The 25446-nt window shown below is 63.4% G+C and carries 27 protein-coding genes; 18 read left to right on the forward strand and 9 right to left on the reverse strand.

Annotation, left to right across the window (positions count from 1 at the left end):
* The first annotated feature begins 21 nt into the window (after positions 1-21).
* The 9 genes from MesoLj_RS08610 to MesoLj_RS08650 all read left to right on the forward strand — a co-directional run bounded on the left by MesoLj_RS08610 (position 22) and on the right by MesoLj_RS08650 (position 8959).
* Complete coding sequence (locus MesoLj_RS08610) at positions 22-858, forward strand: GntR family transcriptional regulator (protein WP_056577120.1); 837 nt, start codon at positions 22-24, stop codon at positions 856-858.
* 199 nt (positions 859-1057) lie between these two features.
* Entirely contained in the window at positions 1058-1834 is a 777-nt protein-coding gene (locus MesoLj_RS08615) for an SDR family NAD(P)-dependent oxidoreductase (protein ID WP_140772497.1), read from the forward strand.
* A 27-nt stretch (positions 1835-1861) separates the two neighbouring features.
* Positions 1862-2521, forward strand: a complete 660-nt coding sequence (locus tag MesoLj_RS08620; RefSeq protein ID WP_202325730.1) for an L-fuculose-phosphate aldolase — start codon at positions 1862-1864, stop codon at positions 2519-2521.
* A 63-nt stretch (positions 2522-2584) separates the two neighbouring features.
* Complete coding sequence (locus MesoLj_RS08625; RefSeq protein WP_202325731.1) at positions 2585-3586, forward strand: sugar ABC transporter substrate-binding protein; 1002 nt, start codon at positions 2585-2587, stop codon at positions 3584-3586.
* Between the two features lie 71 nt (positions 3587-3657).
* Positions 3658-5184, forward strand: coding sequence for a sugar ABC transporter ATP-binding protein (locus tag MesoLj_RS08630; protein ID WP_244735324.1), 1527 nt, complete (start codon positions 3658-3660; stop codon positions 5182-5184).
* Entirely contained in the window at positions 5181-6212 is a 1032-nt protein-coding gene (locus MesoLj_RS08635; RefSeq protein WP_202325732.1) for an ABC transporter permease, read from the forward strand. Before MesoLj_RS08630 ends, MesoLj_RS08635 begins: the two co-directional genes overlap by 4 nt.
* Positions 6209-7192 carry an ABC transporter permease gene (locus tag MesoLj_RS08640; RefSeq protein ID WP_202325733.1) on the forward strand — a complete coding sequence of 328 codons (984 nt, stop codon included), beginning with the start codon at positions 6209-6211 and terminating at the stop codon, positions 7190-7192. The genes MesoLj_RS08635 and MesoLj_RS08640 overlap by 4 nt, the downstream gene beginning before the upstream one ends.
* A gap of 37 nt (positions 7193-7229) precedes the next feature.
* Positions 7230-8195 (forward strand): carbohydrate kinase family protein, encoded by a 966-nt coding sequence (locus MesoLj_RS08645; RefSeq protein ID WP_202325734.1) that lies wholly within the window; start codon positions 7230-7232, stop codon positions 8193-8195.
* Positions 8192-8959: an SDR family NAD(P)-dependent oxidoreductase gene (locus tag MesoLj_RS08650; protein ID WP_202325735.1), complete on the forward strand. Its 768-nt coding sequence runs from the start codon at positions 8192-8194 to the stop codon at positions 8957-8959. Before MesoLj_RS08645 ends, MesoLj_RS08650 begins: the two co-directional genes overlap by 4 nt.
* A gap of 320 nt (positions 8960-9279) precedes the next feature.
* Here the strand turns inward: MesoLj_RS08650 and MesoLj_RS08655 are convergent, their stop codons facing one another.
* From MesoLj_RS08655 to MesoLj_RS08665, 3 genes are read right to left on the reverse strand one after another with little or no spacing between them, the layout of a single operon-like run.
* Complete coding sequence (locus MesoLj_RS08655) at positions 9280-9969, reverse strand: N-acyl homoserine lactonase family protein (RefSeq protein WP_140772486.1); 690 nt, start codon at positions 9967-9969, stop codon at positions 9280-9282.
* Complete coding sequence (locus tag MesoLj_RS08660; protein WP_202325736.1) at positions 9966-10667, reverse strand: GntR family transcriptional regulator; 702 nt, start codon at positions 10665-10667, stop codon at positions 9966-9968. Before MesoLj_RS08660 ends, MesoLj_RS08655 begins: the two co-directional genes overlap by 4 nt.
* 4 nt (positions 10668-10671) lie before the next feature.
* A complete protein-coding gene (locus MesoLj_RS08665; RefSeq protein ID WP_202325737.1) occupies positions 10672-11787 on the reverse strand; it encodes an NAD(P)/FAD-dependent oxidoreductase in 1116 nt (371 codons plus the stop codon).
* 96 nt (positions 11788-11883) lie between these two features.
* On the opposite strand from MesoLj_RS08665, the gene pcaD reads away from it, so the two are divergent.
* The 7 genes from pcaD (at position 11884) to MesoLj_RS08700 (ending at position 17889) form a co-directional block, all read left to right on the forward strand.
* Positions 11884-12759, forward strand: coding sequence for a 3-oxoadipate enol-lactonase (gene pcaD / locus MesoLj_RS08670; RefSeq protein ID WP_202325738.1), 876 nt, complete (start codon positions 11884-11886; stop codon positions 12757-12759).
* An 18-nt stretch (positions 12760-12777) separates the two neighbouring features.
* The gene (locus tag MesoLj_RS08675; RefSeq protein ID WP_172348338.1) at positions 12778-13836 is read left to right on the forward strand and encodes a sugar ABC transporter substrate-binding protein; all 1059 of its coding nucleotides are present in this window, start codon (positions 12778-12780) and stop codon (positions 13834-13836) included.
* A 73-nt stretch (positions 13837-13909) separates the two neighbouring features.
* Complete coding sequence (locus MesoLj_RS08680) at positions 13910-14128, forward strand: 2-hydroxymuconate tautomerase (protein ID WP_172348339.1); 219 nt, start codon at positions 13910-13912, stop codon at positions 14126-14128.
* Entirely contained in the window at positions 14125-14880 is a 756-nt protein-coding gene (locus MesoLj_RS08685; RefSeq protein ID WP_202325739.1) for an SDR family NAD(P)-dependent oxidoreductase, read from the forward strand. Before MesoLj_RS08680 ends, MesoLj_RS08685 begins: the two co-directional genes overlap by 4 nt.
* 44 nt (positions 14881-14924) lie before the next feature.
* Positions 14925-15950: an ABC transporter permease gene (locus MesoLj_RS08690; protein WP_244735325.1), complete on the forward strand. Its 1026-nt coding sequence runs from the start codon at positions 14925-14927 to the stop codon at positions 15948-15950.
* Between the two features lie 16 nt (positions 15951-15966).
* Positions 15967-17466: a sugar ABC transporter ATP-binding protein gene (locus MesoLj_RS08695; protein ID WP_202325740.1), complete on the forward strand. Its 1500-nt coding sequence runs from the start codon at positions 15967-15969 to the stop codon at positions 17464-17466.
* Between the two features lie 18 nt (positions 17467-17484).
* Positions 17485-17889, forward strand: coding sequence for a GlcG/HbpS family heme-binding protein (locus MesoLj_RS08700; RefSeq protein WP_202325741.1), 405 nt, complete (start codon positions 17485-17487; stop codon positions 17887-17889).
* Between the two features lie 83 nt (positions 17890-17972).
* Here the strand turns inward: MesoLj_RS08700 and MesoLj_RS08705 are convergent, their stop codons facing one another.
* Genes MesoLj_RS08705 through MesoLj_RS08730 form a run of 6 tightly spaced genes read right to left on the reverse strand, consistent with a single transcriptional unit; the run spans position 17973 to position 23511 of the window.
* On the reverse strand, positions 17973-18413 hold the full coding sequence (locus MesoLj_RS08705; protein ID WP_202325742.1) for a DMT family transporter: 441 nt from the start codon (positions 18411-18413) through the stop codon (positions 17973-17975).
* Positions 18407-19309, reverse strand: coding sequence for an amidohydrolase family protein (locus MesoLj_RS08710; protein ID WP_202325743.1), 903 nt, complete (start codon positions 19307-19309; stop codon positions 18407-18409). Before MesoLj_RS08710 ends, MesoLj_RS08705 begins: the two co-directional genes overlap by 7 nt.
* Before the next feature lie 21 nt (positions 19310-19330).
* Positions 19331-19765 (reverse strand): hypothetical protein, encoded by a 435-nt coding sequence (locus MesoLj_RS08715; RefSeq protein WP_202325744.1) that lies wholly within the window; start codon positions 19763-19765, stop codon positions 19331-19333.
* Positions 19765-21432 carry a GMC family oxidoreductase gene (locus MesoLj_RS08720; RefSeq protein ID WP_202325745.1) on the reverse strand — a complete coding sequence of 556 codons (1668 nt, stop codon included), beginning with the start codon at positions 21430-21432 and terminating at the stop codon, positions 19765-19767. Before MesoLj_RS08720 ends, MesoLj_RS08715 begins: the two co-directional genes overlap by 1 nt.
* 25 nt (positions 21433-21457) lie before the next feature.
* Entirely contained in the window at positions 21458-21883 is a 426-nt protein-coding gene (locus MesoLj_RS08725) for a gluconate 2-dehydrogenase subunit 3 family protein (protein WP_140772466.1), read from the reverse strand.
* Positions 21880-23511 carry a GMC family oxidoreductase gene (locus MesoLj_RS08730; RefSeq protein ID WP_202325746.1) on the reverse strand — a complete coding sequence of 544 codons (1632 nt, stop codon included), beginning with the start codon at positions 23509-23511 and terminating at the stop codon, positions 21880-21882. Before MesoLj_RS08730 ends, MesoLj_RS08725 begins: the two co-directional genes overlap by 4 nt.
* A 222-nt stretch (positions 23512-23733) precedes the next feature.
* Here MesoLj_RS08730 and MesoLj_RS08735 point away from each other — a divergent pair, with 222 nt between their 5' ends.
* Together MesoLj_RS08735 and MesoLj_RS08740 are read left to right on the forward strand one after the other, a co-directional pair.
* On the forward strand, positions 23734-24501 hold the full coding sequence (locus MesoLj_RS08735) for an electron transfer flavoprotein subunit beta/FixA family protein (RefSeq protein ID WP_181179837.1): 768 nt from the start codon (positions 23734-23736) through the stop codon (positions 24499-24501).
* Between the two features lie 3 nt (positions 24502-24504).
* Positions 24505-25446, forward strand: a complete 942-nt coding sequence (locus tag MesoLj_RS08740) for an electron transfer flavoprotein subunit alpha/FixB family protein (RefSeq protein WP_202325747.1) — start codon at positions 24505-24507, stop codon at positions 25444-25446.

A 25446-nucleotide genomic window follows, 5' to 3' on the forward strand; every position in this document is an offset into this window, starting at 1 on the left:
CGAATGGAACAAACGACCAGAATGCGTGGGCGTCCTCGCTACGACCAGGAAGATGCCGGAGCCGCCGAGGCGTTCCGCTCGATCGGTTCCAAGGTCGAGCTCAACCGCGACGAGGCGGCACCGCTGTGGGTGCAATTGCGCAACCAGGTCGAGGAAGCCATCAACACCGGCCTGCTGGCGGCCAATTCGCGCATCCCTTCCGAGCAGGCGCTGTGCGACTTCTTCGGCGTCTCGCGTCCGGTCGTGCGTGCCGCCATCGGCTCGCTGTCCAGCGAAGGCCGCATCATCAAGATGCCGCGCAAGGGCATGTTCGTCGCCGCACCGCGCGAGCATGTCGACTTCATGACCGCCAATCTCGGCGTGTTCGACGACCTGACGGCGAAGGGCCACAAGGTCTCGACGCGCACGCTCGAAATCTACCGCTGCCCGCCGAACGAGAAGGAATCCAGCGTCTTCGGCATTCCCGCCAATGGCAGCGTGGTCCGCATCAGCCGCGTCTACATGACCGACGGCGCGCCGATCACCATGACGCGCATCAGCCTGCCGGGGCACCGGGTGCCCGGTCTCGAAAACATCCTGTCGGAAAACCAGTCGATTTTCGGCACCATCCGCGCGGTGTTCGGCCTGACGGTGAAGCGCGCCGACCGCTGGCTGCGCGCGGCATTGCCCACCAAGGAAGAGGCCGAGCAGATGGGCGTTGCCGCCAACACGCCGCTGATCGAGATCGAGTCGATCGCCTATGACGCGGACGGCGCGGCGCTCGAATATTACGAGGCCTTCTACAACTCCTCCGTCGCCCGCATCCACATGGCGGTCGAGCAGCCGTCGGCGACGGTGAACGGTGTCGATCGCACCTGAATCACATCCGTGAAAAAGAATCCGTTTTCTGGTTATAACCAGATTGACGGACCCGGGAAGCTTCTGTAACGTCCTTGTCATGGGGTCGGGAGGAGCCTGACCCCGGAGGCATTATCAGGATCGATCGGCTTGCGACGCCGCCTTGGCGGCGAGGGAAAGATTTTGCCCGCGTGCAAGCCTGGTCCGATGGAGGATCTGCGTGGATTACCGGTCGCAATTCGACCTGACGGGCGAGGTTGCCGTCGTCACCGGCGGCGCCAGCGGCATCGGCTTGGAGGCCGCCAAGGCGCTTGGCACTTGCGGCGCGCGCATCGTCCTTCTCGACATGAATGCGCAAGGGCTGAAAGCCGCCGCCGACGAGCTCACCGCGGCCGGTGTCGCAAGCGTCGACGGCCGCGTGTTGGACGTCACCGATCCGCAAGCCGTCGAAGCGATGGCCGCCCGGATCGTCAGCGATTTCGGCCAGGTCGACATACTGGTCAACAGCGCCGGCATCGCCCGCCTCAACACCGCGCTCGACACATCGGACGAGGAATGGCGCCTGGTGATGGATGTCAACGTCAACGGCGTCTACTGGGCCTCGCGCGCTTTCGGCCGCTCGATGGTCGCCCGCAACAAGGGCTCGATCGTCAATCTCGGTTCGATGTCGGGCCTTGTCATCAATCGTCCGCAGACCGCGCCCTCCTACATGGTGAGCAAGGGCGCCGTGCACATGATGACCAAGGCGCTCGCCGTCGAGTGGGCGAAATCGGGCGTTCGCGTCAACGCCCTGGCGCCGGGCTATGTCGGCACTGAGATGACGCTGAAAATGCGCGAGCGTCCGGAACTCTTCAACACCTGGATCGACATGACGCCGATGGGCCGGCTCGGCGAGCCGCACGAGATCGCTTCGGCGATCCTGTTTCTCGCCTCGCCGGCGTCGAGCTACGTCACCGGCGCGATCCTGTCGATCGATGGCGGCTACACGGCCTGGTGACGGGCCGAGCAAGGATTGGAATATCGCATGACCGTTTCGGACCTAGAGGCACGCCAGGCAATCATCGATGCCTGCCTCAAGATGAACGCGCTGGGCATCAACCAGGGCACCTCGGGCAATGTCAGCCGGCGCCATGGCGAGGGCATGCTGATCTCACCGACCAGCACGCCTTACGACACGCTGGTGCCCGAGGACATCGTCTTCATGGCCTGGGACGGCGAGGTCGACGGGCGCCTGCCGCCGTCGAGCGAATGGCGTTTCCATCTCGACATCATGAAGGCGCGGCCCGAGGTCAACGCGGTCGTCCACGCGCATCCGACCTATTGCACGACCATCGCCATCATGGGCAGGAAGATACCGGCGATCCACTACATGGTGGCGGTCGCCGGCGGCAGCGACATTCGCTGCGCCCCTTACGCCACCTTCGGCACGGCGGAGCTTTCGGCGCATGCGGTGGAGGCGCTGCGCGACCGCAAGGCCTGCCTGCTCGCACAGCACGGCATGATCGCGGTCGGTTCCAGCCTCAGCCAGGCGATGTGGCTGGCGGTCGAGGTTGAAACGCTGGCGCGGCAGTATCACGGCGCCCTGCAGATCGGCGAGCCGCCGATCCTGTCCGAGGAGGAGATCGAGAACGTCATCAAGCGCATGGCCAGCTACGGCCTGCGCGACAAGGAGGCTGCTGCCTGAGCGGCGGCCATCTGGCACAATCCTCCGGGAAGGCCCGGAGCGATCAACAAGGGAGGAAATGAAATGACCGGATCAATGAAAGGCCTCGTCAAGGCGCTCGCTTTGGGGTTGGCGGCGGCTTGCAGCCTGGCCGCCATCTCGGGCGCGAGTGCCGAGGAACTGTCGCTCAAGGGCAAGCGCATCGGCGTCTCCGCCATCGGCACGGATCACTATTGGGACCTGATGGCGTTCCGCGGCATCCAGGATCGTGTGAAGGAGCTCGGCGGCGAAGTGATCGCACTCGACGCCGGCCGCAAGGACCAGCAGCAGATCGCGCAGCTGCAGACGCTGATCGCGCAGAAGCCCGACGCCATCATCGAGCAGCTCGGCAATCTCGAAGTGCTGAACCCGTGGCTGCAGAAGATCCGCGATGCCGGCATCCCGCTGTTCACGGTCGACACCGCGACGCCGCACGCCATCAACAACACCACGTCCAACAACTACAATATCGGCGCCGAGATCGCGCTGCAGATGGTCGCCGACATGGGCGGCAAGGGCAATGTGCTGGTCTTCAACGGCTTCTACAGCGTGCCGGTCTGCAAGATCCGCTACGACCAGCTGAAATATGTGCTGACCTCGTTCCCGGATGTGAAGATCGTCGAGCCGGAATTGCGCGACGTCATCCCGAACACCGTGCAGAGCGCCTATTCCAACGTCACCGACATGCTGACCAAGTCGCCCGAGAAGGGCTCGATCGGCGCGGTGTGGGCCTGCTGGGACGTGCCGCAGATCGGCGCCACGCAGGCGGTCGAGGCCGCCGGCCGCAACGAGGTCAAGACCTACGGCATCGACGGCAGCCCGGAAGTCATCAAGATGGTGATGGATCCGAAGTCGTCGGCAGGCGCGGTGGCCGCGCAGCAGCCCTATGAGATCGGCAAGACATCGGTTGACAATGCCGCCAGATATCTTGCCGGCCAGAAGGTTGCGCCCTTCACCTTCGTACCGGCGGTGCTGATCAACAAGGAAAATGCCGCCGAAAAAGGAAAGCCGTTCCTCGACGCCGCCGAGAAGGCAGGCGTTAAATAGGCGGAACGAAACGGCGGGCAGCCATCCCCAGGGAAATGGCCGCCCGCCACCATCAACCAGGATTGACGGCCATGCAGACAGCAAAGCGTGAAATTGCTGTATCGATGACGGACATATCGAAGCGGTTCGGTCCGGTGCGGGCGCTGGAGAACGCGAACCTCCAGATCGCGCGCGGCTCGATCCTCGGCCTCGTCGGCCAGAACGGCGCCGGCAAGTCGACGATCATCAAGGTGCTGGCCGGCATCATCCGACCGGATAGCGGCACTATCGTCATCAATGGCGAGACCGTGACCTCGCTGTCGCCGGCATCGGTGGAAAAGCTCGGCGTGCATTTTATCCATCAGGACAGGCTGCTGGTGCCGACCGCGACGGTCGGCGAGGCGGTGTTCCTCGGCCATGAAATCGGCCTCGGTCCGTTCGTCAGCCGCCGCGCCATGGAGCGCAAGGCGGCCGATCTGTTGAAGCGGTTCTTCGGCATGGAATTGCCGGCGGGAACCCTGGTCAAGGACCTGACCACGGCGCAGCAGAAGGTGGTGCAGATCACGCGGGCGCTGGCGCAGAAGGCGTCCGTGCTGGTGCTCGACGAGCCGACGGCGGCGCTGGTCAAACGCGAGGTGGACAGCCTGTTCGACGTGCTGCGCCGGCTGCGCGACGACGGCATCGCCGTGGTCTTCATTTCCCATTACATGCAGGAAATCGAAAAGCTCTGCGACCGCGTCACCGTGATGCGCAACGGCACCGATGTCGGCACGGTCGACCCGCGTGAGACATCGATCGACGAAATCATATCGATGATGATCGCCCGCGATGTCGGCGAGATGTTTCCCAAGCGTTCGGTCACGCTTGGCGCGCCGGTGCTCGAAGTCGCCAATCTGCGGCTCGGCGGCAGCTTCGAAAACATCGGCTTCAACGTTCGCGCCGGCGAGATCGTCGGCCTCACCGGCCTGCTCGGCTCCGGCGCCAAGGAAATCGTGCAGTGTCTGTTCGGCCTCAAGACCGCCGATGGCGGCCAGATCAAGCTCGAGGGCAAGCAGCTGTCGCTGTCGACGCCGGTCAAGGCAGTGCGTGACGGCATCGCCATGCTGCCGGAGGATCGTCGCGCGCACGGCGTGGCGCTCGGCCTGTCGGTGCGCGAAAATATTTCGCTGGCCAGCCTGCGCCGCTATTCCAGAAGCGGGCTGGTCAGCCGCAACAGCGAGAACCAGGCGGTCGACGGACTGATCAAGGAATTGTCGATCAAGACGCCGCATCGCGACGCGCTGGTGCGCGAACTCTCCGGCGGCAACCAGCAGAAGGTGGCGATCGCCAAATGGCTGAGCTGCCAGTCGCGCGTCTACGTGCTGGACGAGCCCACGGTGGCGGTCGATGTCGGCGCCAAGGTCGAAATCTACAATCTGTTGAACCGGCTGGCGGGCGAGGGCGCGGCGATCCTGCTTCTGTCGTCAGACCTGCTCGAACTGGTCGGCGTGTGCGATCGGGTGCTGGTCGTCTATCGCGGCCGGCTGGCCGGTACCTTCTCCGGTGCGACGATGAACAGCGATGCGTTGCTCGCGGCGTCATCAGGCGCGCGCTCCAACGCTGACGGAGTGGCGGCATGAGCGCGACAACTGTCCACGCCCAAGCCGGCGTGTCCGACCAAACCAGCGCCACAGGCAAAAGTGCTGGCCGGCGCTTCGCCACCCTCGTCGTGCGGCTCGGCGCGATTGCCGCCTTCGCCGCGATCATGGCCTATTTCGTCGTCTTCGCGCCGGGCTTCACCTCGACCTTCAACCTGATCAACGTCGTCGAGCAGTCGGCGATCCTGGGCGTGCTCGCCTATGGCATGACTTCCGTCATCATCGGCGGCGGCTCCGATGTCACCGAAGGCGGCATCGACCTGTCGATCGCCGCCAATATGGGGCTGTGCGCCGCCGTCTACGCCACGCTGCTGTCCATGGGCCATGGCGACTTCGTTTCGGTGCTGGCGGCCATCGCCGTCGGCATGGCGGTCGGCGCGCTGAACGCCCTTGCCGTGGTCGGCCTCGGCATCCTGCCGCTGCTGGCGACGCTTGCCGTGCTCAACGTCGCCGCCGGCATGGAACTCACGCTTACCCAGAACACGGTCGTCGGCGCATCCTCCCCGCTGCTCGGCTTCCTGGTTTCCGGGGCCTTTCTTGGCATCTCGGCGCTGGCCTGGGCGCTGATCCTGTTCTCCGCCCTCGTCATCGCCATCTTTCACTACACCTCGTTTGGGCTCAGGCTCTACGCGGTCGGCGGCCATCCGGAAGCAGCGCGCGCGGCCGGTCTCAGCGTGCCCTTTTACGTGTCGTTCACCTATGTGCTGAGCGGCTTCTGCGCGGCGGTGGCAAGCGTCCTCACCGTTTCGCGGCTCTCGGCCAGCACGCCCGGTTCCGGCGAACTGCTTTTGTCGGTGCTGGCGGCGGCGCTCCTCGGCACCGTCTTTTCCCGCCGCTTCGTGCCGACCATGGGCGGCACGCTGCTCAGCGTGCTGTTCATCGGCCTGCTCGCCAACGGCTTCCAGTTGCTCAACGTCTCGAGTTACTGGGTCAACGGCGTGCAGGGCGCGCTGATCCTGCTGGTGGTGGCCATCACATCCTTTGCCCGCGGCTCGGAGGGTTCACGATGAGCGTCTCGGCCAATGGCAGTCCCAAGATGGGCCTGCGCGCTTTCCTCGCCAAATACAGCGTGCTCATCGCCTTCGCGGCGATCGTCATCTTCTTCGCGGTGGCGAGCCCGACCTTCTTGACGCCGGCCAACCTCTTCAACGTGCTGGTCAACAATGTCGTCATGCTGGCGATCGTGGCGCTCGGGCTCACCATCGTCATCTCGTCCGGCGGCATCGATCTTTCCGTCGGCGTGTCCGTCGACATGGCCAGCATGGTCTTCGTCATGCTGCTCGCCGCCGGCTATAGTGGCGTGGTCGGCGTCGGTGGCGGCCTGGGTGCCGCCCTGGTCGTCGGCATCCTCAACGCCATCCTCATCACTAGGCTCAACATCAGCCCGTTCCTGGCAACGCTCGGCGTGCTGTTCATCGGCCAGAGCACACAGCAGCTCGCCACCAGCGGCGGCCAGCCGATCTACCTCACCAGCGGCTATGCCGGCGACCAGTTCAACGCCATTGCCCGCACCGCTCTGTTCGGCGTGCCGACACCGGTGATCGTGCTGATCGTCTCGGCCATCGCGGTCCACGTCCTGCTGCACCGTTCTGTCTTCGGCCGCTATGTGCAGGCGATGGGCGCGCAGCCCGGCGTCGCCTGGTATTCCGGCATCCGCGTGCCGCGCGAATTGTCGATGGTGCATGTGCTGTGCGCGCTGCTGGCAGGGGTCACCGGCATCCTTCTGTCGGCAACGGTCAAGTCCTACGTACCGCTGTCCGGCAACGCCTTCCTGCTCGATGCGATCGGTGCCACCTTCATCGGCACGACGCTCAGCCGCGAGCGCAAGCCTTCGGTGATCGGCACGCTGCTCGGTGTCCTGCTGCTTGCCATCGTCAAGAACGGGCTGCTGCTCGTTGGCTGGAATTTCTACTGGCAGCAGGTCGGCATCGGCGTGCTGGTCTTCCTGGTGCTGGCCGTGAGCTTCGGCCTGCGCCGCGCCACCCATTGAGTTCGACCACCCATTGAGTTCGAAAGGTCAGCCAACCATGCCACAATTCGACGTCAGCTCGATCGGCTTCTACGTCCTTGATATCCTGGGGCGGCCGGTGTCGCGCATCCCCGAAGGCGGCCGGGCCGACTATATCGAGGAGATCCGCATGACGGTCGCCGGCACGGCCGGCGCGACCGGCATGGACTGCGCCATCCTCGGGTTGAAGACGCGGGCCGTCACCACGCTTGGGACCGACGACATGGGCGACTGGTTCCTGGCCAAGCTGAAGAAATATGGCCTGGAGTGCGGCCTGGTGCGCCGCGACGGCAGCGTCCAGACCTCTTCCACCATTCTGCCGGTGCGGCCAAATGGCGAGCGTCCGGCATTGCATGTGCCGGGGACGGCCGCCGTGTTCGAGGTCGCGGATGCCGATCTCGACGCCGCGCTCGACGCCACGGTCGTCCATGTCGGCGGTACAGGGCTGTTGAAGCGTTTTGATGGCGCGCCGACGGTCAAGCTGTTGAAGCGCGCCAAGGAACTTGGCCGCGTCACAACCTTCGATCTGATCCAGGCGACGCCGGAAACCTGGAAGCTGGTTGAGCCGTGCCTGCCCTATATCGACTATTTCGTGCCGAGCATCGACGAGGCGGGCGAGATGGCGCACGACCGGGATCCGGCCCGCGTTGCCGCCTTCTTCAAGGCGAGGGGCGTGAAGAACTGCATCCTGACCCTCGGCGCCGATGGCGTGCATGTCTCGCCGCAGCATGGCGAGGATTTCCACCTGCCGGCCTTCGACGTCGAGGTCTTCGACACCACCGGCTGCGGCGATTCCTTCACCGCCGGCATCATCGTCGGTATCGTCAAGGGCTGGGACCTCAAACAGTCGGCGCGCTTTGCAACCGCCGTCGCCGCCAAGGTGGCGATGGGTCTCGGCTCCGACGGCAAACTCGTTTCATTCGACGACACGGTCGCGGCGATGAATTCGCTCCCGGTCAAGACATCAAAGGTGCAAGCAGCATGACCATTCTTCCTGAGGCCAAGGGCAAGACGGCTCTCGTCACCGGCGCCAGCCGCGGTATCGGCAGGGCGCTCGCCAAGGGGCTCGCCGAGGCGGGCTTCGACGTCGCCGTCACCGACCTGCCGTCGCAGGCCGCGGAGCTTGCCGTAACCAAGGCCGAGATCGAGGCGGCCGGCCGCAAGGCCTATGTCTACACGATGGATGTCAGCAAGAAACACGAGATCGAGGCGACCGCGCAGGCGCTGCTTGAGGCGGCTGGCAGCATCGACGTGCTGGTCAACAATGCCGGCATCCTGAAGCCCAGCCTGCTCCAGGACCTCGACGAGGCCAGCTGGGACGCGCATTTCGACGTCAATGCCAAGGGCGTGCTGATGATGTGCCAGGCCGTGCTGCCGCATATGCGCGCCAGGAGATCGGGCAGGGTGATCAACATCGCATCGATCGCCGGCCGCCAGGGCGTGCCGACGCAAGGTCACTACGCGGCGACCAAATCGGTGGTGATCACGCTCACCCGCGTGCTGGCGCAGGAAGTCGGCATGGACGGCGTCACTGTCAATGCCATCTGCCCCGGCATCATCCTGACCGAGATGGGCAAGAACAACCTCGGCAGCGAGGCGGCGATCCGCCATTGGGAAGATGTCGCGGCGCTGAAGCGCCTCGGCGCACCTGAGGACGTCGTCGGGCCGGTGCTGTTCTTCGCCTCGGATTTGTCGGCCTTCGTGACCGGCCAGTCGCTCAACGTCGACGGCGGCATCTACTACCACTGACGGTCCGACGCGGTTTGCGCAATCGCCACGTCCACGTCTGGCGTTGAAGATACAGCGCGAGAGGATCCGTCCACGCGACGGAAGCGGCGATCCTGAGACTGGATGTTGCCTCGGCAACTGACGCGCGTCGCCGGGTGGCAGCCGGGAGAGGGTTCTGTCGCTTTCAGCAAGTGGACCGTGGCATGGAACGCTCCTCGGCATTGGAGGTGCGCGCAATGTTCAAGGGCCGCGCCAGGCGGTCAGGGGATTCGTGCCAAGTCCCAGTTTCCTGCTCGGGGAGCATCGCCTCGCGGAGGGCGTCCGGCTGAGCGCGTGATTGACTATCTCACAAGAAGGTTGAAGGGCGCGTCGCTCTCCCATGAAAAGGAACCTTCGGGCTGCCTGATGAGCTCGGGAAAATGGCCGGGCACGATGCGGTCGGCCGTTGCAAGAATGTGCTTTATGGTGGCTGTGCCTGCTTCCAGCGTGTCGAAGGCCATGTCGCATCGCGCCAGGATCGCCTCCTTGATGTATTTGATGGCGTCGCCGGCGATGATGACGCGGCCCTTTTCCGCACTCTCGAAGCGCAGCGCATAGCTGCCAGGAGTGTGGCCGGGCGCGGGGAAATAGGAGATGCCGGGTTCCAGTTCGCCCTCGCCGTCGATCAGGTCGACCTGGCCGCGCGACAACTGGTCGAGAATGCCCCAGGGAACCAGCAGATCATCGGGATGCGGGTTGGCTGCGTAGTTCCACTCGGTCCGGCTGACGACGATCCGCGCGTTGCGAAACAGATCGATGTTGTGCGCGTGATCGAAATGCAGATGCGACAGGAAGACGGTCTTTATATCGGACGGCTCGAGGCCACGTTCGCGCAACTTCTTCAACAGGCCGAGCCGGGAAATGTAGCCGCCTGTATCGAAGAGGATCGGACCGCGCCCGCCATGGATCAGCGTGACATTCGACATCCCCAGGAAATCGTCCTTCAGGCGCAGATTGTTCCCGGCAACGACGATCTCGTAGGACGGGTTCAAGAGGCTTGCCTTTCCTCTACCCAGCGCAATGTCTCGGGCAAGGTGTTCCAGCCGCCATGCGCCCGCTTGTAGGCTTCGAGCGCGGGCTGCATGTGATCGACCGACAGGCTGATGAAGCCCTCCCGGTCACCGGTGCGCAACATGTCGATCATGCGGCCATGCTCTTCGCGCGCAAGCTTCAGGAGAACCGGGTCGCCGATGCCATAGCAACGGATGCCGAGGGTTTCCACCCAGACGCGGTCGATCAGGCCGGCCAGACACACATTGCCGCATGCCGCCCAGATGCGGCGATGGAACTTGTTGTTGAGCGTGCAGACCTTCTGAAGTTCGCCACTCTCATGCGCGGCGCAATAGTCGCGATGGATGGCCTCGAGGTCGGCGATCAACTCCCGGCTGGCGGGCAGGGGAATGCGCCGTGCGGCTTCGGTCTGCAGCAGCGCCCGGGTCTCGTAGATCTGCTCGACCTCTTCGACGGAAAAATCGCGTACCGTCACGCCCTTGTTGGGGCGGCGCGAGACAAGCCCCATCTGCTCAAGATCAGCCATGGCGGCACGCACGATGTGCCGGGAGACATCGAACTGGGCGGTGATGTCTTCCTCGATCAGGCGTTCACGTGGCCTGAGGCGGCCGAAGATGATCTTCTGCTTGATGAAATCGACGATCTGAGCCACATGCTGGCTGTTCTTGTTCTGGGCCAAAATCTCAACTCCGTTCCAATAGTTTTCCGACAGCATATTCGGCAAGCGCGAGCGCGGATGTCAGACCGGGTGATTCTATCCCGAAAAAATTCACTAGACCCGGGATTCCATGGTCAAGTGGTCCTTCGACCAGAAAATCCGCGCTCGGCGCGCCAGGGCCGCTGATCTTGGGCCTGACACCGCAGTGCGTGCAATTGAGTTCCCTGTTCATGACCCCAGGCCAGTAAGATCGCACGAGGGTGTAGAACTCCTCTGCAACCCGTGCATCAGGTGTATAGTCGATTTCATCAATCCAATGAAGATCGGGACCGAGGCGCATCCGGCCGGAGAGATCCAGAGTCAGATGAATGCCGAGACCGCCCTCCACCGGCACGGGGTAGATGAGGCGAGAAAAGGGTGTCGCTCCCGAAACCGAAACGTAATTTCCTCTCGCCAGGAAGCGGCGAGGGATTCGATCCGGTGGATGGTTCTCGATGCTGCTAGCGACCGCCTGGGCTCCAAGCCCCGCGCAATTGATCAGATTCCGACAGCTTATCGATATGGCATTGGCACCGTTTTCGCCAGTTGCCTGAACGTCGAATCCATCGGCTCGCTGTCTCGCGGCATTCACCCGCGTGCGCAGGACACATTGGGCGCCATGGGCCTCGGCGTCGCCTTGCAAGGCGAGCATGAATGCATGGCTGTCGATGATACCGGTCGAGGGCGAGTGAAGCGCGGCCATACATTCGAGTTCCGGCTCCATGCGCCGGGCTTCAACACCATCTATAGCGATGAGATCAAGGACGCCGTTTTCGGCTGCCCGCTTCGCCAGGGCTTCGAGTGTTTTTATCTGCGCGGGGGTGGTGGCGACGATCAGCTTGCCGAGCCGGCTCGCCGGAACACCGCGGCGCTCGCAAAAGTCGTAGAGCATCCGCCGTCCGGCGACGCATAGCCGCGCCTTCAGGCTTCCGGGCGGATAGTAGATCCCGGCGTGGACAACCTCCGAATTGCGCGACGAGGTGTGTGTGCCGATGGCATTTTCCTCTTCGAGCACAAGGACTTCCTGGCCATGCAGCGCCAGTTGCCGCGCGACCGCGAGGCCGATGACGCCAGCTCCGACGACGATCGTTTCGATATCCAATCCAACACCTCTTTTCCGCAATTGGCCATATGTCGGCAAAATCTGCAACAAGATTGTTGACAAAATTGTCGCCGTGCAATCTCATGATGGCGAGGAATGCGTTTGCGCAAGAGTGGGGAGGGCGTTTTGGAGCGGCTGCTCGTCAACGGGATTTCCGTTCACGTCGAGGAAATCGGACCTGCCGGTGCGCCGGCGGTGCTGATGAGCAATAGCCTTGCGGCGGACACCTCGATGTGGGCCGCGCAAGCTCAGCAGTTGGCGCAGAACTACCGTGTCATCCGCTTCGACGCCCGGGGCCACGGGCGGACGGAGGCGACGGCGGACGACTATTCTCTCGACCTTCTGGTCGATGACGTCCTCTCGCTTCTGGATGCGATGGACATCGAGAAAGTGCATTTCGTCGGACTTTCGCTGGGCGGAATGATCGGACAGCTTCTCGCCGTGCGCGCGCCCCATCGGCTGTCCAGTCTGGTCCTGTGTGCGACGTTTGCCTCGGCCTCGATCGAGATGTGGGACGAGCGCGTCAGGCTTGCGCGCAAAGAGGGCGTCGAACCCCTGATCGAACCGACCCTCACGCGCTGGCTGACGCCTGGATTTCGGGCGGCGCGTCCCGATGTCGTGGACGCGGTGCGCGACATGATCGGCAAGACTTCGGCGGAAGGATATGCCGGATGTGCCGCCGCAATCCGCGACATGGATATTTCCGGTGCCGCCCAGCATATCTCGCTGCCGACGCTTTTGGTCGCCGCGGCCGACGATCCTTCGGCGCCGCCTGAGACGATGGCGCGGCTTCACGAACGTATCGAAGGCGCCCGTTTCATCGTTCTGGAGGACGCGGCCCACCTGTTCACGATCGAGCAGCCCGATCGCGTGACCCGCGTCATTGCCGAGTTCCTTGCCGAAGTTACGGCCGAACTCGACCCGCAGACAGGCGGATCGGATGCGTCCGCCACACAGACCCGCTTGGGGTGACAAACCGGAGGAGAACAAATGACCGAGGAGATCAAATCACCTGCCGTGCCCGGCCTGAGCCGCCGCACATTCCTGACAGCAGCCGGCGGCACGATGGCCGCCGCGGGCCTTTTGAGCGCTGGACTGGCCACGCCGGCCATTGCCCAGGCCAAGAAGGTAAGGGTAGGCCTGGGGTTGAATTACGGGCCTTTCAATCAGCCTTGGCGGCGCGGCTGCTACACGCTGCTGAAGAAGGTCGTGGAGCTGGGCGGCGAGGCCGTAACCGTGCGCGGCACACCCAGCAAGCAGAGTGAACAGGATTCGGCGCGTTCGCTGTTGGATCGCGACATCGATGTCCTGGTGCTTGGCATCTATTCGCTGGAATCGGAAACCGCCTACCTCGTGGACGAGGCGAAGAAGCGCAACATCAAGACAGTTGGCTTCGCGGTGCCGGTCAAGGATTCGCCATTTGTCACGGAAGACACCTACGGCACAGGGGCCACGCTGTCCTATCACGTGCTGAACGTAACCGGCCGGCAGGGTACATTCGTCCAGACCGCTGAAAGCAAAGGGTTCTATACGCCGTTCGATCAGGAGGCAGACCAGTTCAGCCTCATGGCCAGCTACGAACCACGCATGAAGGTGCTGCCATTCGTCTCCGGTTCGGTCTCGACCCAGGACCAGATATCAAAGGGCCGCGAGAACGCTTTGGCGCTGCTCCAGGCCAATCCGGAACCTGGCTCGTTGACCGGTATCATCTCCTGGTGGTGGCCGCTGACGATCGGCGCCGCGCAAGCGATGCAGCAGATGGGCCGCACCGATGTCCGCATCTTCAACCACTACTTCTCGAACCAGTTGCTGGAAGAGATGGTCAAGCCGAACTCGCCGGTCGAATTCTCGACCGATGTGCCCTGGCATCTGATGGGTGAGCAGGTCGCCGAGATCGCTATCAAGCTCGGACAGGGCGAGACGGTGCCGCCCTATCAGAGCCGGGTTCCGGTGACGGCGATCACCAAGGACCAGGCGGGTCAGGCGCTGGCCGAGGTGCAGAAGATGGACGAGGAAGCGATCGCCTTCCTGAAGGATTACGGCGGCTGAACCAAGCCGAAATGGGGCCGGGCTGGACCCGGCCCCTCATGATCGTGTTGGCCAGGTCTTTGTGGAGTAGGCGATGCCTGTCGTTCAGGTGAATATCAAGGATGGGCGGACGCTCGACCAGAAGCGCGAACTGGTTTCGCGCATCACGGATGCGCTGGTCGACGTCTGCGGCGCGGCCAGGGACCGTGTCCACGTCATCATCAACGAAGTTGCGGAAGAGAGCTGGGGTCGCGGGGGGCAACTGCTGTCCGACATCGCCGCAATAGCCGTTCAGGAAAAGGAACGAAAATGAGTGGACGTCTGAGCGGAAAGCGCATCATCATCACGGGCGCCGTCGATAACATCGGCAAGGAAGCCGTTCGTGGCTTCGTGGCCGAGGGTGCAAGAGTCGTCATCGGCGACAGGGATGAAAGAGGTGCGGCCACCGCGCATGAGTTTGGCGGCGCGGTGCATTTCATAAAGGTCGATGTCACTGAGGAAGGCAGCGTGCGGTCGCTGATCGAAGAGGGTGCCGCATGGCTCGGAGGGCTCGATGTCCTCTGCCAGAACGCCGGTCTCCAGCATTCAGGCGCCGTGACCGACTTCGATGCCGCGAAATGGGATGCGCTCTTCGCGGTCAATGCGCGAGCCCATTTCTTTGGCGCGAAGTACGCGGTTCCGATGCTGCGCAAGAACGGGAAGGGGTCGATCATCAACACCTCCTCGCTGGCCGGCAAGCGCGGCGGGCCGGGGATGACCGCCTATTCGGCCTCGAAAGGCGCGGTGATAGCCTTCACCACAGCGCTCGCGATGGAGTTGGCGGCCGACAATATCCGTGTCAACGCGATTTGTCCGGGTTGGGTCGATACCACCTTCAACCAGCCGGCGATCAATTTCATGGGTGGCCTCGACGCCCAGGCGAAAGCCGTGTCCTCGGTGGTGCCCATGGGCCGGCAGGCCCTGAGCAGCGAGATCGCGCCGATGTTCGTCTATCTCGCCTCGGACGAGTCCTCTTACATGACCGCACAGGCGATCACGATCGATGGCGGCGTCTACAATTCCTGAGTCCTCTCGCTGAGAAGCTCGGATCGGCCTGGGAGGAGAATGAGATGGCACAGTCAACAGCTGAAATCGGTTCGGGGACAGTCGCGATGCAAGGCAAACCGAAGCAGGATCGAGGATCGCCTCTGGTCAATTTTCTGCGCCGCTGGGGTACGATCGTCGTCATCGTCGCTACCGGCATCGGCTTCGCGCTTGCCTCGCCCTGGTTCCTGACGCTGTCGAACTTCAACAACATCCTGTTCTCGATGATCGTCAGCTGCCTGGTTTCCGTCGGGCTCACCTTCGTGGTGGTCGGTGGCAGTTTCGACCTCTCCGTCGGTCTGACGGTAACCACGACGTCGATCGTAACCGCCTTTCTTATCCCGATCGTCGGGCCGTGGCTGGCAATCGTCGGCGCCTTGTTCGTCGGCGCCTTCATCGGTCTGCTCAACGGCTTCCTGGTCACCTACGGGCGGCTGTCCGGCATCGTCGTCACGCTCGGCATGATGTTCGTGCTCGGCGGCATCAACATCTTCCTTACCGATGGCTACCAGATCGCCGTCGACTACAAGGAAACGGCGTTCGCCTTCATCGGCCAGGGCAAGATCGGCTTCGTCGCCTTTCCGGTCCTGATCCTGCTGGCAGTGGTGGCGCTGATGCATGTCGTCTCGACACGCACCAAGCCCGGGCACTACATCGCCGCCGTCGGCGACAATCCCATGGCTGCCTACTATTCGGGCGTGAAAGTTTATCACTGGTTGATCCTGGCCTTCATACTGGCTGGCGTCATGTCATCGATCGGCGGGATCATCCTGACCTCCGTCTCCTCCTCGGCGCAGCCGGTGGGTGGCGAAGGATATCTGCTGGAGGCGTTCGCCGCGGTGTTCCTGGGCGCGACCGTGCTCGGCAAGGGCAAGCCGCATGTGTTCGGCACGCTGCTCGGCGTCTTCTTCATCTACATGGTCAATTCCGGAATGAGCATGGTCGGCTTCCCGTTCGCCGCGCGTCAGCTGTTCTCGGGCCTTATCCTGATCCTCGCCGTCGGCGCCAATGCGATGCTGAACCGCGAGGAAATCCACCTCAAATTCATCTGAGCCGGAGGACACCATCATGTCGCAATGGCTTCTCGAGGTTCGCAACCTCACCAAGGATTTTAGCGGGACCAAGGTGCTGAAAGGCATCGACCTCGGCTTCCGGCGCGGCGAGGTCCACGGGCTGCTCGGTGAAAATGGAGCCGGCAAGAGCACGTTGATCAAGATCCTGACCGGGGTCTATGGCGCCAGCGGCGGTGAAATCTTGCTGGAGGACAGGCCGGTGCGGATCGGCAGCCCGCTCGACGCCCATAGGCTCGGGCTTGGCGCCGTCTATCAGGATGCCGAACTGATCGGGGGATTCACCGTCGGGCAGAATCTGCTGCTCGGCAACGAGCCGGGAAAAGCGCTGATCAGCAACAGGAATATCCATACTCAGGCGCAGGCAATCCTCGACCGCATCGGCATCGAGATCGACGTCACGCGCCTGGCCAGGACGCTTTCCGCAGCCGAAATGCAGCTCGTCACCTTGGGCACGCTGTTTCACCGCAATTACAAGGTGATCGTTCTCGACGAGCCGACGGCGCGACTGTCGGCGAGCGAGGTGGAGCTGTTGTTCCGGATCATCCAGAACTTCCTGTCGCAAGGCATCACCATCATCTACATCTCGCACCGGCTGGAGGAGATCAAACGCATCTGCGACCGCGTGACTGTCCTGCGCGGCGGCACGGTTTCGGCAACGCTCGACCGTGACGAGATCACCGAGGATCGGGTGACGGAGCTGATGGTCGATCGCAGCCGCAGCGATCTGGAAACCTACAACACCGGCCATTCGACGGCGCAGGTGGTGCTCGAGCTGGAAGCCGTCGGAACGGCCAAGCTCGAACCGCTGTCGCTCAAGGTTCATGCCGGCGAAGTTCTCGGCATCACCGGTCCGGTCGGCGGCGGCATGGAGCAGCTGGAGCTTGCACTCGGCGGGATAGCCGCGGCCTCGGGCACGGTGCGCGTCGATGGGACGGCGCGGCAGATTCCGGATCCGCCCGCCTCCCGGCGGGCGGGCATCGCAGTCATCCCCGAGGACCGGCGCAAGCAGGCGCTGTTCCCCAATCTGACGATGGCCGAAAATATCTGCCTGCCCGTGCTGTCAAAACTGTCCCGATTGGGCCTGGTCAACGGACGCCTCAAGGATGGCTATGCGCAGGCGGTAATGGGCCAACTCAATGTCATGCCACGGCAGCCAGACACCATCGTCAAGTTCTTCTCCGGCGGCAACCAGCAGAAGGCCGTGATCGGCAAATGGCTGAAGGCCGAGGCACGTGTCTACGTATTCGTCGAGCCGACCTCCGGCGTCGACGTCGGCGCGATCAAGGAGATCTACGACATCATTCTGCGGCTGGCCGAAAGCGGTGCGGCGGTGATCATCATCTCCTCGTCGATCAAGGAGATCCTTTCGCTGGCTGAGACGGTGGTGGTGGTCCGCAAGGGCGCGATCGTCCACGAGGCCAGGAAGACGGACTGCAACTACGACCAGCTTCTCGCTCTTTCCATGGGCGGCAGCACAACAGAAATCGCAGCGTAACATCAAGGAGAAGAGGACGTGACGATCACTGCCGAAAAGATACAGGCCGGACTGCAGGCGGGTCTGAAGAAGGCGCGCGAACTGAACTCGCCGTCCAGCATCGCCATCGTGGACGACGGGCGAAACCTGCTGGGTTTCGTGCGCATGGAAGGCGCACTGCTCGCCAGTGTCGAGATCTCGCAAGCCAAGGCCTACACCTCGCGCTCGCTCAACATGAAGACTGGCGACGTGATGCCGTTGGTGCAGCCCGGTGGGCCGCTCTACGGAATGGAGAATTCACACCGCTTGCCGCTGGTGGTGTTTGCCGGCGGCGTTCCGGTTTCACGCGGTGATCAGGTCATCGGCGCCGTCGGCGTGGCCGGTGGCATGCCGCCGGATGACGAGGCGATCGCTTCCGCCGCCGCCGCCGCGATGGCAGGCTGAGCTATCCAAAGACACGATGCGGCTTACCGCGTCCCTCACTTCAGCAATGAGGTGGGGGACGTTGTCGTTGGCCAGACAGGAAGTTAGCCCCTCACGGCGATGATGGCGCCCGCCAGAACGAGGCCGGCGCCGAACAACCTCGACAGGCCAAGCGGATGGCCTGAGGCGCCGAGGACTCCGAAGCGATCCACGAGCAGCGCGGCCCCTATCTGTCCGGCGATGACAAGGCAGATCGCGGTCGTCGTGCCGAGCGCACCGACACTGACGATCGCCCCGGTGACATAGATTGCGCCGAGCAATCCACCAAGCCAGACCCAGCCCGGTATGGATGCGGCCTGTTCCATCGGGGGGAGTGGTGTTCTCAGAAGCAGCTGCGCGGCCATGAGCGCAAGCGTCGCGACAAGGAAGGAGATGCCGGCTGCTGTCAATGGACTACCAAGACCTGCCGCCAGCCGTCCGTTGACGAGCGCCTGGATCGGCAGGACGGAGCCGGCAACCAGGGCGATCAGAACAGCCTTCAGCATGCATCCTCCTCAGCGCGGGATATTGCCGTGTCAAAGCCGTAGAGCCGCTCCGCGTTGGTTACGAACAGCTTGCGGCGAAGGCCGGGATCCGTGGTCCAGTCCAGTGCCATATCGACCAGGTCGCCGTCATTCGGCATTGGCACCGATATGGCCGGGTGTGGCCAGTCCGTCGCCCACAAGACCCTTTCTGGGTTGGCCGCCAGCAGTGCCTCCGCGAAAGGCCTGACGTCGTCATAGGGCGGACGCGGTATGCCGGTGATGCGATAGGCGCCGGAGAGCTTGACCCAGGCACTGCCTTCGCGAACCAGATCCAAAAGCGCCTGGAAGCCGGGGTCTGCCAGGCCCCTTGCCGTCGGCACGTGGCCGAAATGATCGAAAACCGCCGGCACGCGCAACGCCCGTACCCAATCCGCCAGATCGGCTATCGTCGACACGTCGACGAGGAACTGCAGGTGCCAGCCGAGCTCGCGGATGCGACTGGCCAAGGCGCGGGCCGTCGCAAGGCCGTTGCCGGCCTTGAAGACGAGATTGATCCTGACGCCGCGCACGCCGAGTTTATGCAAGGCGAGCCATTCGCGCTCCGGCAGGGTCTCATCGGCAACGATGACGGCCCGCATGGGAATGCGCGCCTCGCGCAACACGTCGAGTGTACGCCTGTTGTCGGTACCGTAGACGCTGGGTTGCACCACCACGGCCCGGGAAAAACCGATCTTGCGCGCCAGATGCTCGTAGTCAGCAAGGCTGGCGTCAGGGGCGGTGTAGCTTCGGCCGGATGCGAAGGGATAGTCCGGCCGGGGGCCGAAGACATGGAAATGCGTATCGATGGCATTGGCCGGGAGACCGCTCCGAGGCGCTCGCGGCGCAAGATCTGCTGGCTCGCAGATTGGGATGTCCAAGTCCGGCACCTGAGTGGCCGGTCAGGACTGTGGTGTCGGGCGATAGATCGGGCCGCGGCGCATGGTGCGTTCAAGCATATGGTTCGTCAGATAATCGGCCACCTCATGGGGGTTGTAGGATACGGACTCCTGCCCGGGATAGCCAAGCACCGTGTGCACTTCGGGCGCCATGTAGTAGCCGCCGGAAGCGGCCAGTGTCAGCGCATTGAAGGCCTCCGGATCGTCGCGCGAAAGATCGTTGATGCTCTTTGACAAGGCATCCGCGTCGATACCAGCCAGGCCGCGCCGAAAGCTCTCCACGATGTCGGGCCTGAACGCCAGCACATCGTCAAGCAACTTTTCATGCACGCCGACCGCGGTGGCCGAGGGGAATTGTTTGTAGGCGGGGATCAGCATGTCGGCGATCCGGCCGAAAAGCTTGCGCATGTCGGCAGTGATCTGGTTGGCGCTGGACATCACGCGGCCTCCAGGTTGCGGCGTTCGGAAATCATGCGACGGGTCTGCCGCAAGGCGACAGACATGATGGTGGCCGTGGGGTTGAGGCCGGCCGAGGTCGGGAATGTGCTGCCGTCGAAGATGAAGAGATTGGGGACGTCGTGGGTCTGGCCCCATTCGTTGACGACCGAGGTTTCGCGGTCGGTTCCCATGACGCAGGTGCCCAGCAGATGCCATCCTGTATCCGGCATCTGATGAACGACCGAGATCTCCACGGCGCCACCGGCCTGACAGGCCTCCGTGCAGCGCTCTTCGTGGAATTTGAGCATGCGTTCGGAGTTCTCGGAGACCTTGTAGATCAACTTGGGAGCGGGGATGCCATCGGTATCGGTCAGTTCGGGATCAAGAAGGACCTGATTGGATTCCTCCGGGAGATCCTCGCCAATGATTCCCCAGACCATGGTGCGGCCGAAGCGACGGGAAACGAGGTCATGGAGGTTCGTTCCCCACATGTCCTCGACCCTGGCGTTGGGGTCGGCAAAGACCTTGGAACCGACGAAGCTTGTCGCGCCAAGCGGTCCGCCACCCGGCATGGCGCCCCATTTGGCGCCGCGCAAGAAACCACGCTTCTCGTCCGTCTCGTAGAATTCGTAAGAGGAGACATTCTGGCCAAATGGCCCGCGCCACGATTCGAGATCCTCCTCGAACGTGGCCTGCACGGCCGAGAAGGGATGCATCATCAGGCGCTTGCCGACCAGTCCGCTCGAATTGGCGAGACCGTCGCGAAAGCGTGCCGACTTCGACAGCAGGAGCAGTCTCGGCGTGCCGATACCGTTTGCGCACAGGATCACCGTGGCCGCCCGCTGACGCCGCTCGCGGCCATTTTCGTCCATGTAGATGGCACCCGTGGCGAGGCCGCGTTCGTCGACGGTGATTTCCCGCACCCGGGCACCGGTGACGAGGCGGGCGCCAGCCTTGATCGCGTGTGGCCAATGGGTGAGATCGGTGGTCGATTTGGCGCCTTCGGGACAGCCGCTCATGCAGGTGCCGCGCCGCACGCAGGCATTCAGGCCATTATAGGGCACAGACGGTATCGCGTTGGTCCCCGGCCACCAATGCCAGCCCATTCTGTCCAGGCATTCCGCAGCCTTATGGCCGACCTTGCCGATCGGCAGAGCAGGCGTCGGATAGGCCATTTTGGGCGGATAGGCGGGATTGCCGCCCAATCCGGAAACGCCGACTTCGCGTTCGATGACCTCAAGGTGCGGCGCCAGTTCCTCGTAGGTGAAAGGCCAATCGTCGGCGATACCGTCAAGCGTACGCACCTTGAAGTCCGACGGCATGAACGGCGTCCAGTGGCCGGCATAGAGCGTGGCGCTGCCGCCGACACCACAGAACATCAGTGGATTGACGTCCGATTCCGTAGTGTTGATGGGATAATCGCGAGGCATGTCGCGAAAATTGGGGTTGGGATGCCACTGCTTCTGGGTGACCAACTCCCATTCGGGGCGCCGGCCGGGATAGCGACCGGCATCCGGCATGTGGCCTTGCTCCAGCGCGACCACCTTGAAGCCGGCCTGCGCCAGATGTTTTGCCGCAACGGAACCGGACGGCCCCGCGCCAATGATCAAAACGTCGGCAATATCCTCCCGCCCGGCGCGAGAGCCGGACGCTGCGATCGCAGCCATGATCTCCTCCTTGAGACAAGCACTATTATTTCGGTGTCGACCGGAAGATCGGACCCCGGTCGATCACCTGCTGCAGCATGCCGTTGGCGACATATTCCGGAACGGCATCCGGGTTTGCTTCCGGGCGACTCTGCTGTCCGGGATAGCCGATCAGGTCCCGCACATGCGGGGTCATATAGTAGCCGGCGGAAGCCACCAGGCCGATCGCGGAGAGCGCATCGGCATCGGTGCGGTTCAGCTCGTTGGCGAGTTCCGATGCGTCGCGTCCGCCAGCCTTCGAAAGGCCGCGCAGGAAATTCTCGCGCAGGTCGGGCCGCAGCTCCAGAATGCGGTCAAGCATGTCGCCTTGCACGTTCATCTCGCTGGCCGCGGGCATGCCTTCGGCATTGGGAATGAGTACATCGGCAATGGCCGCGAATGTCTCGCGAATGGTGTCGTCCAACCGGCTCATGCCGCCACCTGCTGATCACGACGGTTGGCGATGAGGTGCTTGACCGAACGCAGCGCCACGGCCGCGATCGTGCCTGTCGGATTGAAGCCGGAGGAGGTGACAAAGACGCTGCCGTCATAGACGAACAGGTTCGGCACGTCGTGCGAGCGGCCGTGCTGGTCGACGACCGAGCGCTCGGGATCGTTGCCCATGCGGCAGGTGCCCATGAGGTGCCAGCCGCAGTCACGCATCAGAGGCGTGGTGGAAATGTCCACCGCGCCAGCGGCGAGCATGGCTTCCTTGGCCCGTTCGAGATGGAAGTCGATCATCTTCTTGGTGTTGTCGGAGTTCTTGTAGATGATTTTCGGCGCGGCAATGCCGTCGCTGTCCTTCAACACCGGATCGAGCACAACCGCGTTCGTCTCGTCAGGCAGATCCTCGGCGATGATGCCCCATTCGAAGGCGCGGCCAAAGACCTTGCGGGTGTTGCGGTGCAGATTGGCGCCCCAGGCCTCGTCCAGCGGCTTGCCACCATAGGCGGCTCGCATGCCGAGCGGGCCACCCGAGGGCATGACCTGCCATTTGGCGCCACGCACGAAGCCGCGCGACTTGTCGGTTTCGTAAAACTGCATCGACTGGATCGTCTGGCCGGCCGGTCCGAGCCAGCTCTCCAGCGGTTCGTCGAAATAGCCCGTTACGGCGGCATAGGGGTGCATCATCAGGTTCTTGCCGACCAGTCCGGAGGAGTTGGCGAGCCCGTTGGGGAAACTGCCGGAGGTCGACAATTGCAGCAGGCGCGGTGTGCCGACACCGTTGGCGCAGACAATGACGGTCTGCGCCTTTTGGTGCCGCTCACGGCCCTGGCGATCGATATAGGTGGCACCACTGGCACGGTTCTGGGCATCGAGCGTGATTTCGCGAACACGCGCGCCGGTGATGAGAACGGCCCCGTCGCGAAGCGCGTCGGGCCAATGGGTATGATCGAAGGAGGCTTTCGCGCGTTCGGGGCAGCCGGTCAGGCATGTGCCCCAGCGGACACATTGGTTGCGTCCGCCATAAGGCTTGGAGGGAATGGAATTGGGTGCCGGCCACCAATGCCAACCGAGCCTGTTCATGCCCTCGGCGGCCTTCATGCCGATCTTGCCGATCGGCAGTGGCGGCAACGGCGATGCTTTCCCCGGCGGATAGGCTGGATCGCCGTTCAGCGCCGACACGCCCATCTCAATGTCCATCTGATCGTAGAACGGCTCGAGATCCTCGTAGGTGAAAGGCCAGTCGTCGGCGACGCCATCCAGCGTCTTGACGCGGAAATCCGACGGCATGAAGCGCTGCCAATGCGCCGCATAGAGAATCGTGCTGCCGCCGACGGCGCTGTACATCAATGGGTTCACGTCTGATTCAGACGTGTCCACGGGATAGTCCTGCTCGAGATCGCGAACGTTGGGGTTGGGATGCCAGCGCTTCTGCGACATCAACTCCCATTCCGGCTTGTTGCCCCAGAATTCGGCATTGTCGACACGCCCGCCCTGCTCGAGGCAGACGACGCTGAAGCCGTTGGCGGCGAGGTGCTTCGCCGCAACCGAACCGGATGCGCCGGCGCCAATGATCAAAACATCCGCGACCTGGGGTGGTCTACCCTGGGGTGCCATGCGGTTCCTCCTCCCAAACATCATGACGGGCGGCCCAGAGAGGACTGCCATATCATCACCTTTGCACACCAAAAACGTTCTGACAACATTGTCGACATTATAGTTGACATTTTTGGTGGCGCGCGCTGTATGGTCGCCAGACGGCTGCGGGAGGCGGCATCAATCCGGGGCTCACGGCACCATCGGAGGCGCGCTGACGGCGCGGCTTTAAGGGGAGGATCAATGCATATTGCGGTTGTTCTGCGCATCGTGCCAGACGTGACGGAAGAGATCGAGATTGCCGGCAACGGCATCGAGATCGATCGCGAATGGATCGGGCTCAAGCTCAACGAGTTCGACGATCATGCGCTGGAAGAAGCGGTGCTCCTCAAGGAGTCGACCGGCGCGCGCGTGACGGCGGTTGCGCTTGCCGGTGACGGCGCGGAACGTCAGTTGCAGACCGCGATCGCGCGTGGCGCAGATGACGCCGTGGTGGTCAATCATGACCAGGAAAGCGCGGTAGGCGCACGCGCCGCCGCGCATCTGCTGGGTTCGGTCCTGAAAAATCTTGGTGCCGATCTGGTGCTGACCGGCGTGCAGACGCCCGAGGATGTCTTCGGGCAGTTGGCGCCGTTCCTGGCGGCGGACCTGCAATGGCCGGTGCTGAACGCGATCAACGGCGTGTCCGCTGCGGAGGGCGGGCTCGAGGTGACGCAGGAATACAGCGGCGGCTATTCCTCCCGCTTCGCCGTGAAACTGCCGGCGGTCCTTGGAATCCAGGCGGCGTCGAAGCCGCCGCGTTACGTCTCGGGCAGCAAGCTGCGCCAGGCAAGCACAGCCACGATCGCCTCGGTGGTGTCGACAGTCCCGGACGGCTTCCGAGCTCAGGTCTCGACGCGCCTTGGCGCGTCTCAATCCGGCACCAAGGCCGACATGATCACCGGAAGCGCCGAGCAGATTGCCGCCAAGCTCGTGGATATGCTCGCCGAACGCGGACTGGTGGGAGCCTGAACGATGAAGATACTCGTCTATATCGATCTTCAGGACGGCGTTCCCACCGCGCTGTCGCGTGAACTTGTGGCCGGCGCGCGCCGGCTCGCCGGGCAGGGCGGCAGCATCGAGTTGGCGCTGATCGGCGGCGACGCCGACGCGGCCAGGAAGCTGGGTGCCTCCCGCGTCTTCACATCGACCCCTTCGCCCTATGATCCCGTGGCGCATGGCGCCTATCTCCAGGGCATCGTGGCCGACAACGGGTTCGACCTCATCGTCTTCGGTTGCACCACCTCGGGTCTCGACCTTGCGCCTGTCCTTGCGTTCCGCAACGACCTGCCGCTTCTCAGCTACTGCACGGCGGTGCGGATTTCCGGCGGCACGGTGGAGGCGGACAGCCAGATCTATGGGGGCAAGCTTGTCTCCACCGCCGAGGCTTCCATGCCTGCCGTGCTCCTCGTGAATGCCGGCACCTTCAGCGAGGACAACGGCAACCAGGCCGGAAATGCCGAGATCATTCAGCTTCCCGACAGGGCTCAGTCCTCGGTGCGGCTGGTGTCCGCCAATCGGCCGGATCCGAATGCGGTCGATATCACCAAGGCCAGCCGGCTGCTCTGCGTGGGCCGCGGGATTGGCGAGCAGGACGCTATCGAGGAGGCGCGCGAAGTCGCCGATTTGATGGGGGGCGAAATCGTCGGCAGCAGGCCGATCATCGACGCCGGCTGGCTGCCGAAGGAGCGCCAGGTCGGCAAATCGGGCCGCAAAGTCAAGCCGCAGCTGTACCTCGCACTGGGCGTTTCGGGGGCGCCTGAACATATCGAAGGCATGGGGGGTGCGGGCACGATCGTGGCGATCAACACCGACGCCAGCGCGCCGATCTTCGATCATGCGCATTTCGGTGCGGCTGTCGACGTCGCCGATTTCCTGCCTGCCTTCAAGGAGGCTCTGGCCAGGAAGGCCGGCTGA

The sequence above is a fragment of the Mesorhizobium sp. 113-3-9 genome, from assembly GCF_016756515.1.
Taxonomy (GTDB): Bacteria; Pseudomonadota; Alphaproteobacteria; order Rhizobiales; family Rhizobiaceae; genus Mesorhizobium.

Excerpts from the sequence above, each read along its gene's own strand:
- MesoLj_RS08610 (WP_056577120.1), top strand. The coding sequence starts at position 22 with ATGCGTGGGCGTCCTCGCTACGACCAGGAAGATGCCGGAGCCGCCGAG.
- MesoLj_RS08620 (WP_202325730.1), top strand. The coding sequence starts at position 1,862 with ATGACCGTTTCGGACCTAGAGGCACGCCAGGCAATCATCGATGCCTGC.
- MesoLj_RS08625 (WP_202325731.1), top strand. The coding sequence starts at position 2,585 with ATGACCGGATCAATGAAAGGCCTCGTCAAGGCGCTCGCTTTGGGGTTG.
- MesoLj_RS08630 (WP_244735324.1), top strand. The coding sequence starts at position 3,658 with ATGCAGACAGCAAAGCGTGAAATTGCTGTATCGATGACGGACATATCG.
- MesoLj_RS08635 (WP_202325732.1), top strand. The coding sequence starts at position 5,181 with ATGAGCGCGACAACTGTCCACGCCCAAGCCGGCGTGTCCGACCAAACC.
- MesoLj_RS08640 (WP_202325733.1), top strand. The coding sequence starts at position 6,209 with ATGAGCGTCTCGGCCAATGGCAGTCCCAAGATGGGCCTGCGCGCTTTC.
- MesoLj_RS08645 (WP_202325734.1), top strand. The coding sequence starts at position 7,230 with ATGCCACAATTCGACGTCAGCTCGATCGGCTTCTACGTCCTTGATATC.
- MesoLj_RS08650 (WP_202325735.1), top strand. The coding sequence starts at position 8,192 with ATGACCATTCTTCCTGAGGCCAAGGGCAAGACGGCTCTCGTCACCGGC.
- pcaD (WP_202325738.1), top strand. The coding sequence starts at position 11,884 with ATGCGTTTGCGCAAGAGTGGGGAGGGCGTTTTGGAGCGGCTGCTCGTC.
- MesoLj_RS08675 (WP_172348338.1), top strand. The coding sequence starts at position 12,778 with ATGACCGAGGAGATCAAATCACCTGCCGTGCCCGGCCTGAGCCGCCGC.
- MesoLj_RS08680 (WP_172348339.1), top strand. The coding sequence starts at position 13,910 with ATGCCTGTCGTTCAGGTGAATATCAAGGATGGGCGGACGCTCGACCAG.
- MesoLj_RS08685 (WP_202325739.1), top strand. The coding sequence starts at position 14,125 with ATGAGTGGACGTCTGAGCGGAAAGCGCATCATCATCACGGGCGCCGTC.
- MesoLj_RS08690 (WP_244735325.1), top strand. The coding sequence starts at position 14,925 with ATGGCACAGTCAACAGCTGAAATCGGTTCGGGGACAGTCGCGATGCAA.
- MesoLj_RS08695 (WP_202325740.1), top strand. The coding sequence starts at position 15,967 with ATGTCGCAATGGCTTCTCGAGGTTCGCAACCTCACCAAGGATTTTAGC.
- MesoLj_RS08705 (WP_202325742.1), bottom strand. The coding sequence starts at position 18,413 with ATGCTGAAGGCTGTTCTGATCGCCCTGGTTGCCGGCTCCGTCCTGCCG.
- MesoLj_RS08715 (WP_202325744.1), bottom strand. The coding sequence starts at position 19,765 with ATGTCCAGCGCCAACCAGATCACTGCCGACATGCGCAAGCTTTTCGGC.
- MesoLj_RS08720 (WP_202325745.1), bottom strand. The coding sequence starts at position 21,432 with ATGGCTGCGATCGCAGCGTCCGGCTCTCGCGCCGGGCGGGAGGATATT.
- MesoLj_RS08725 (WP_140772466.1), bottom strand. The coding sequence starts at position 21,883 with ATGAGCCGGTTGGACGACACCATTCGCGAGACATTCGCGGCCATTGCC.
- MesoLj_RS08730 (WP_202325746.1), bottom strand. The coding sequence starts at position 23,511 with ATGGCACCCCAGGGTAGACCACCCCAGGTCGCGGATGTTTTGATCATT.
- MesoLj_RS08735 (WP_181179837.1), top strand. The coding sequence starts at position 23,734 with ATGCATATTGCGGTTGTTCTGCGCATCGTGCCAGACGTGACGGAAGAG.
- MesoLj_RS08740 (WP_202325747.1), top strand. The coding sequence starts at position 24,505 with ATGAAGATACTCGTCTATATCGATCTTCAGGACGGCGTTCCCACCGCG.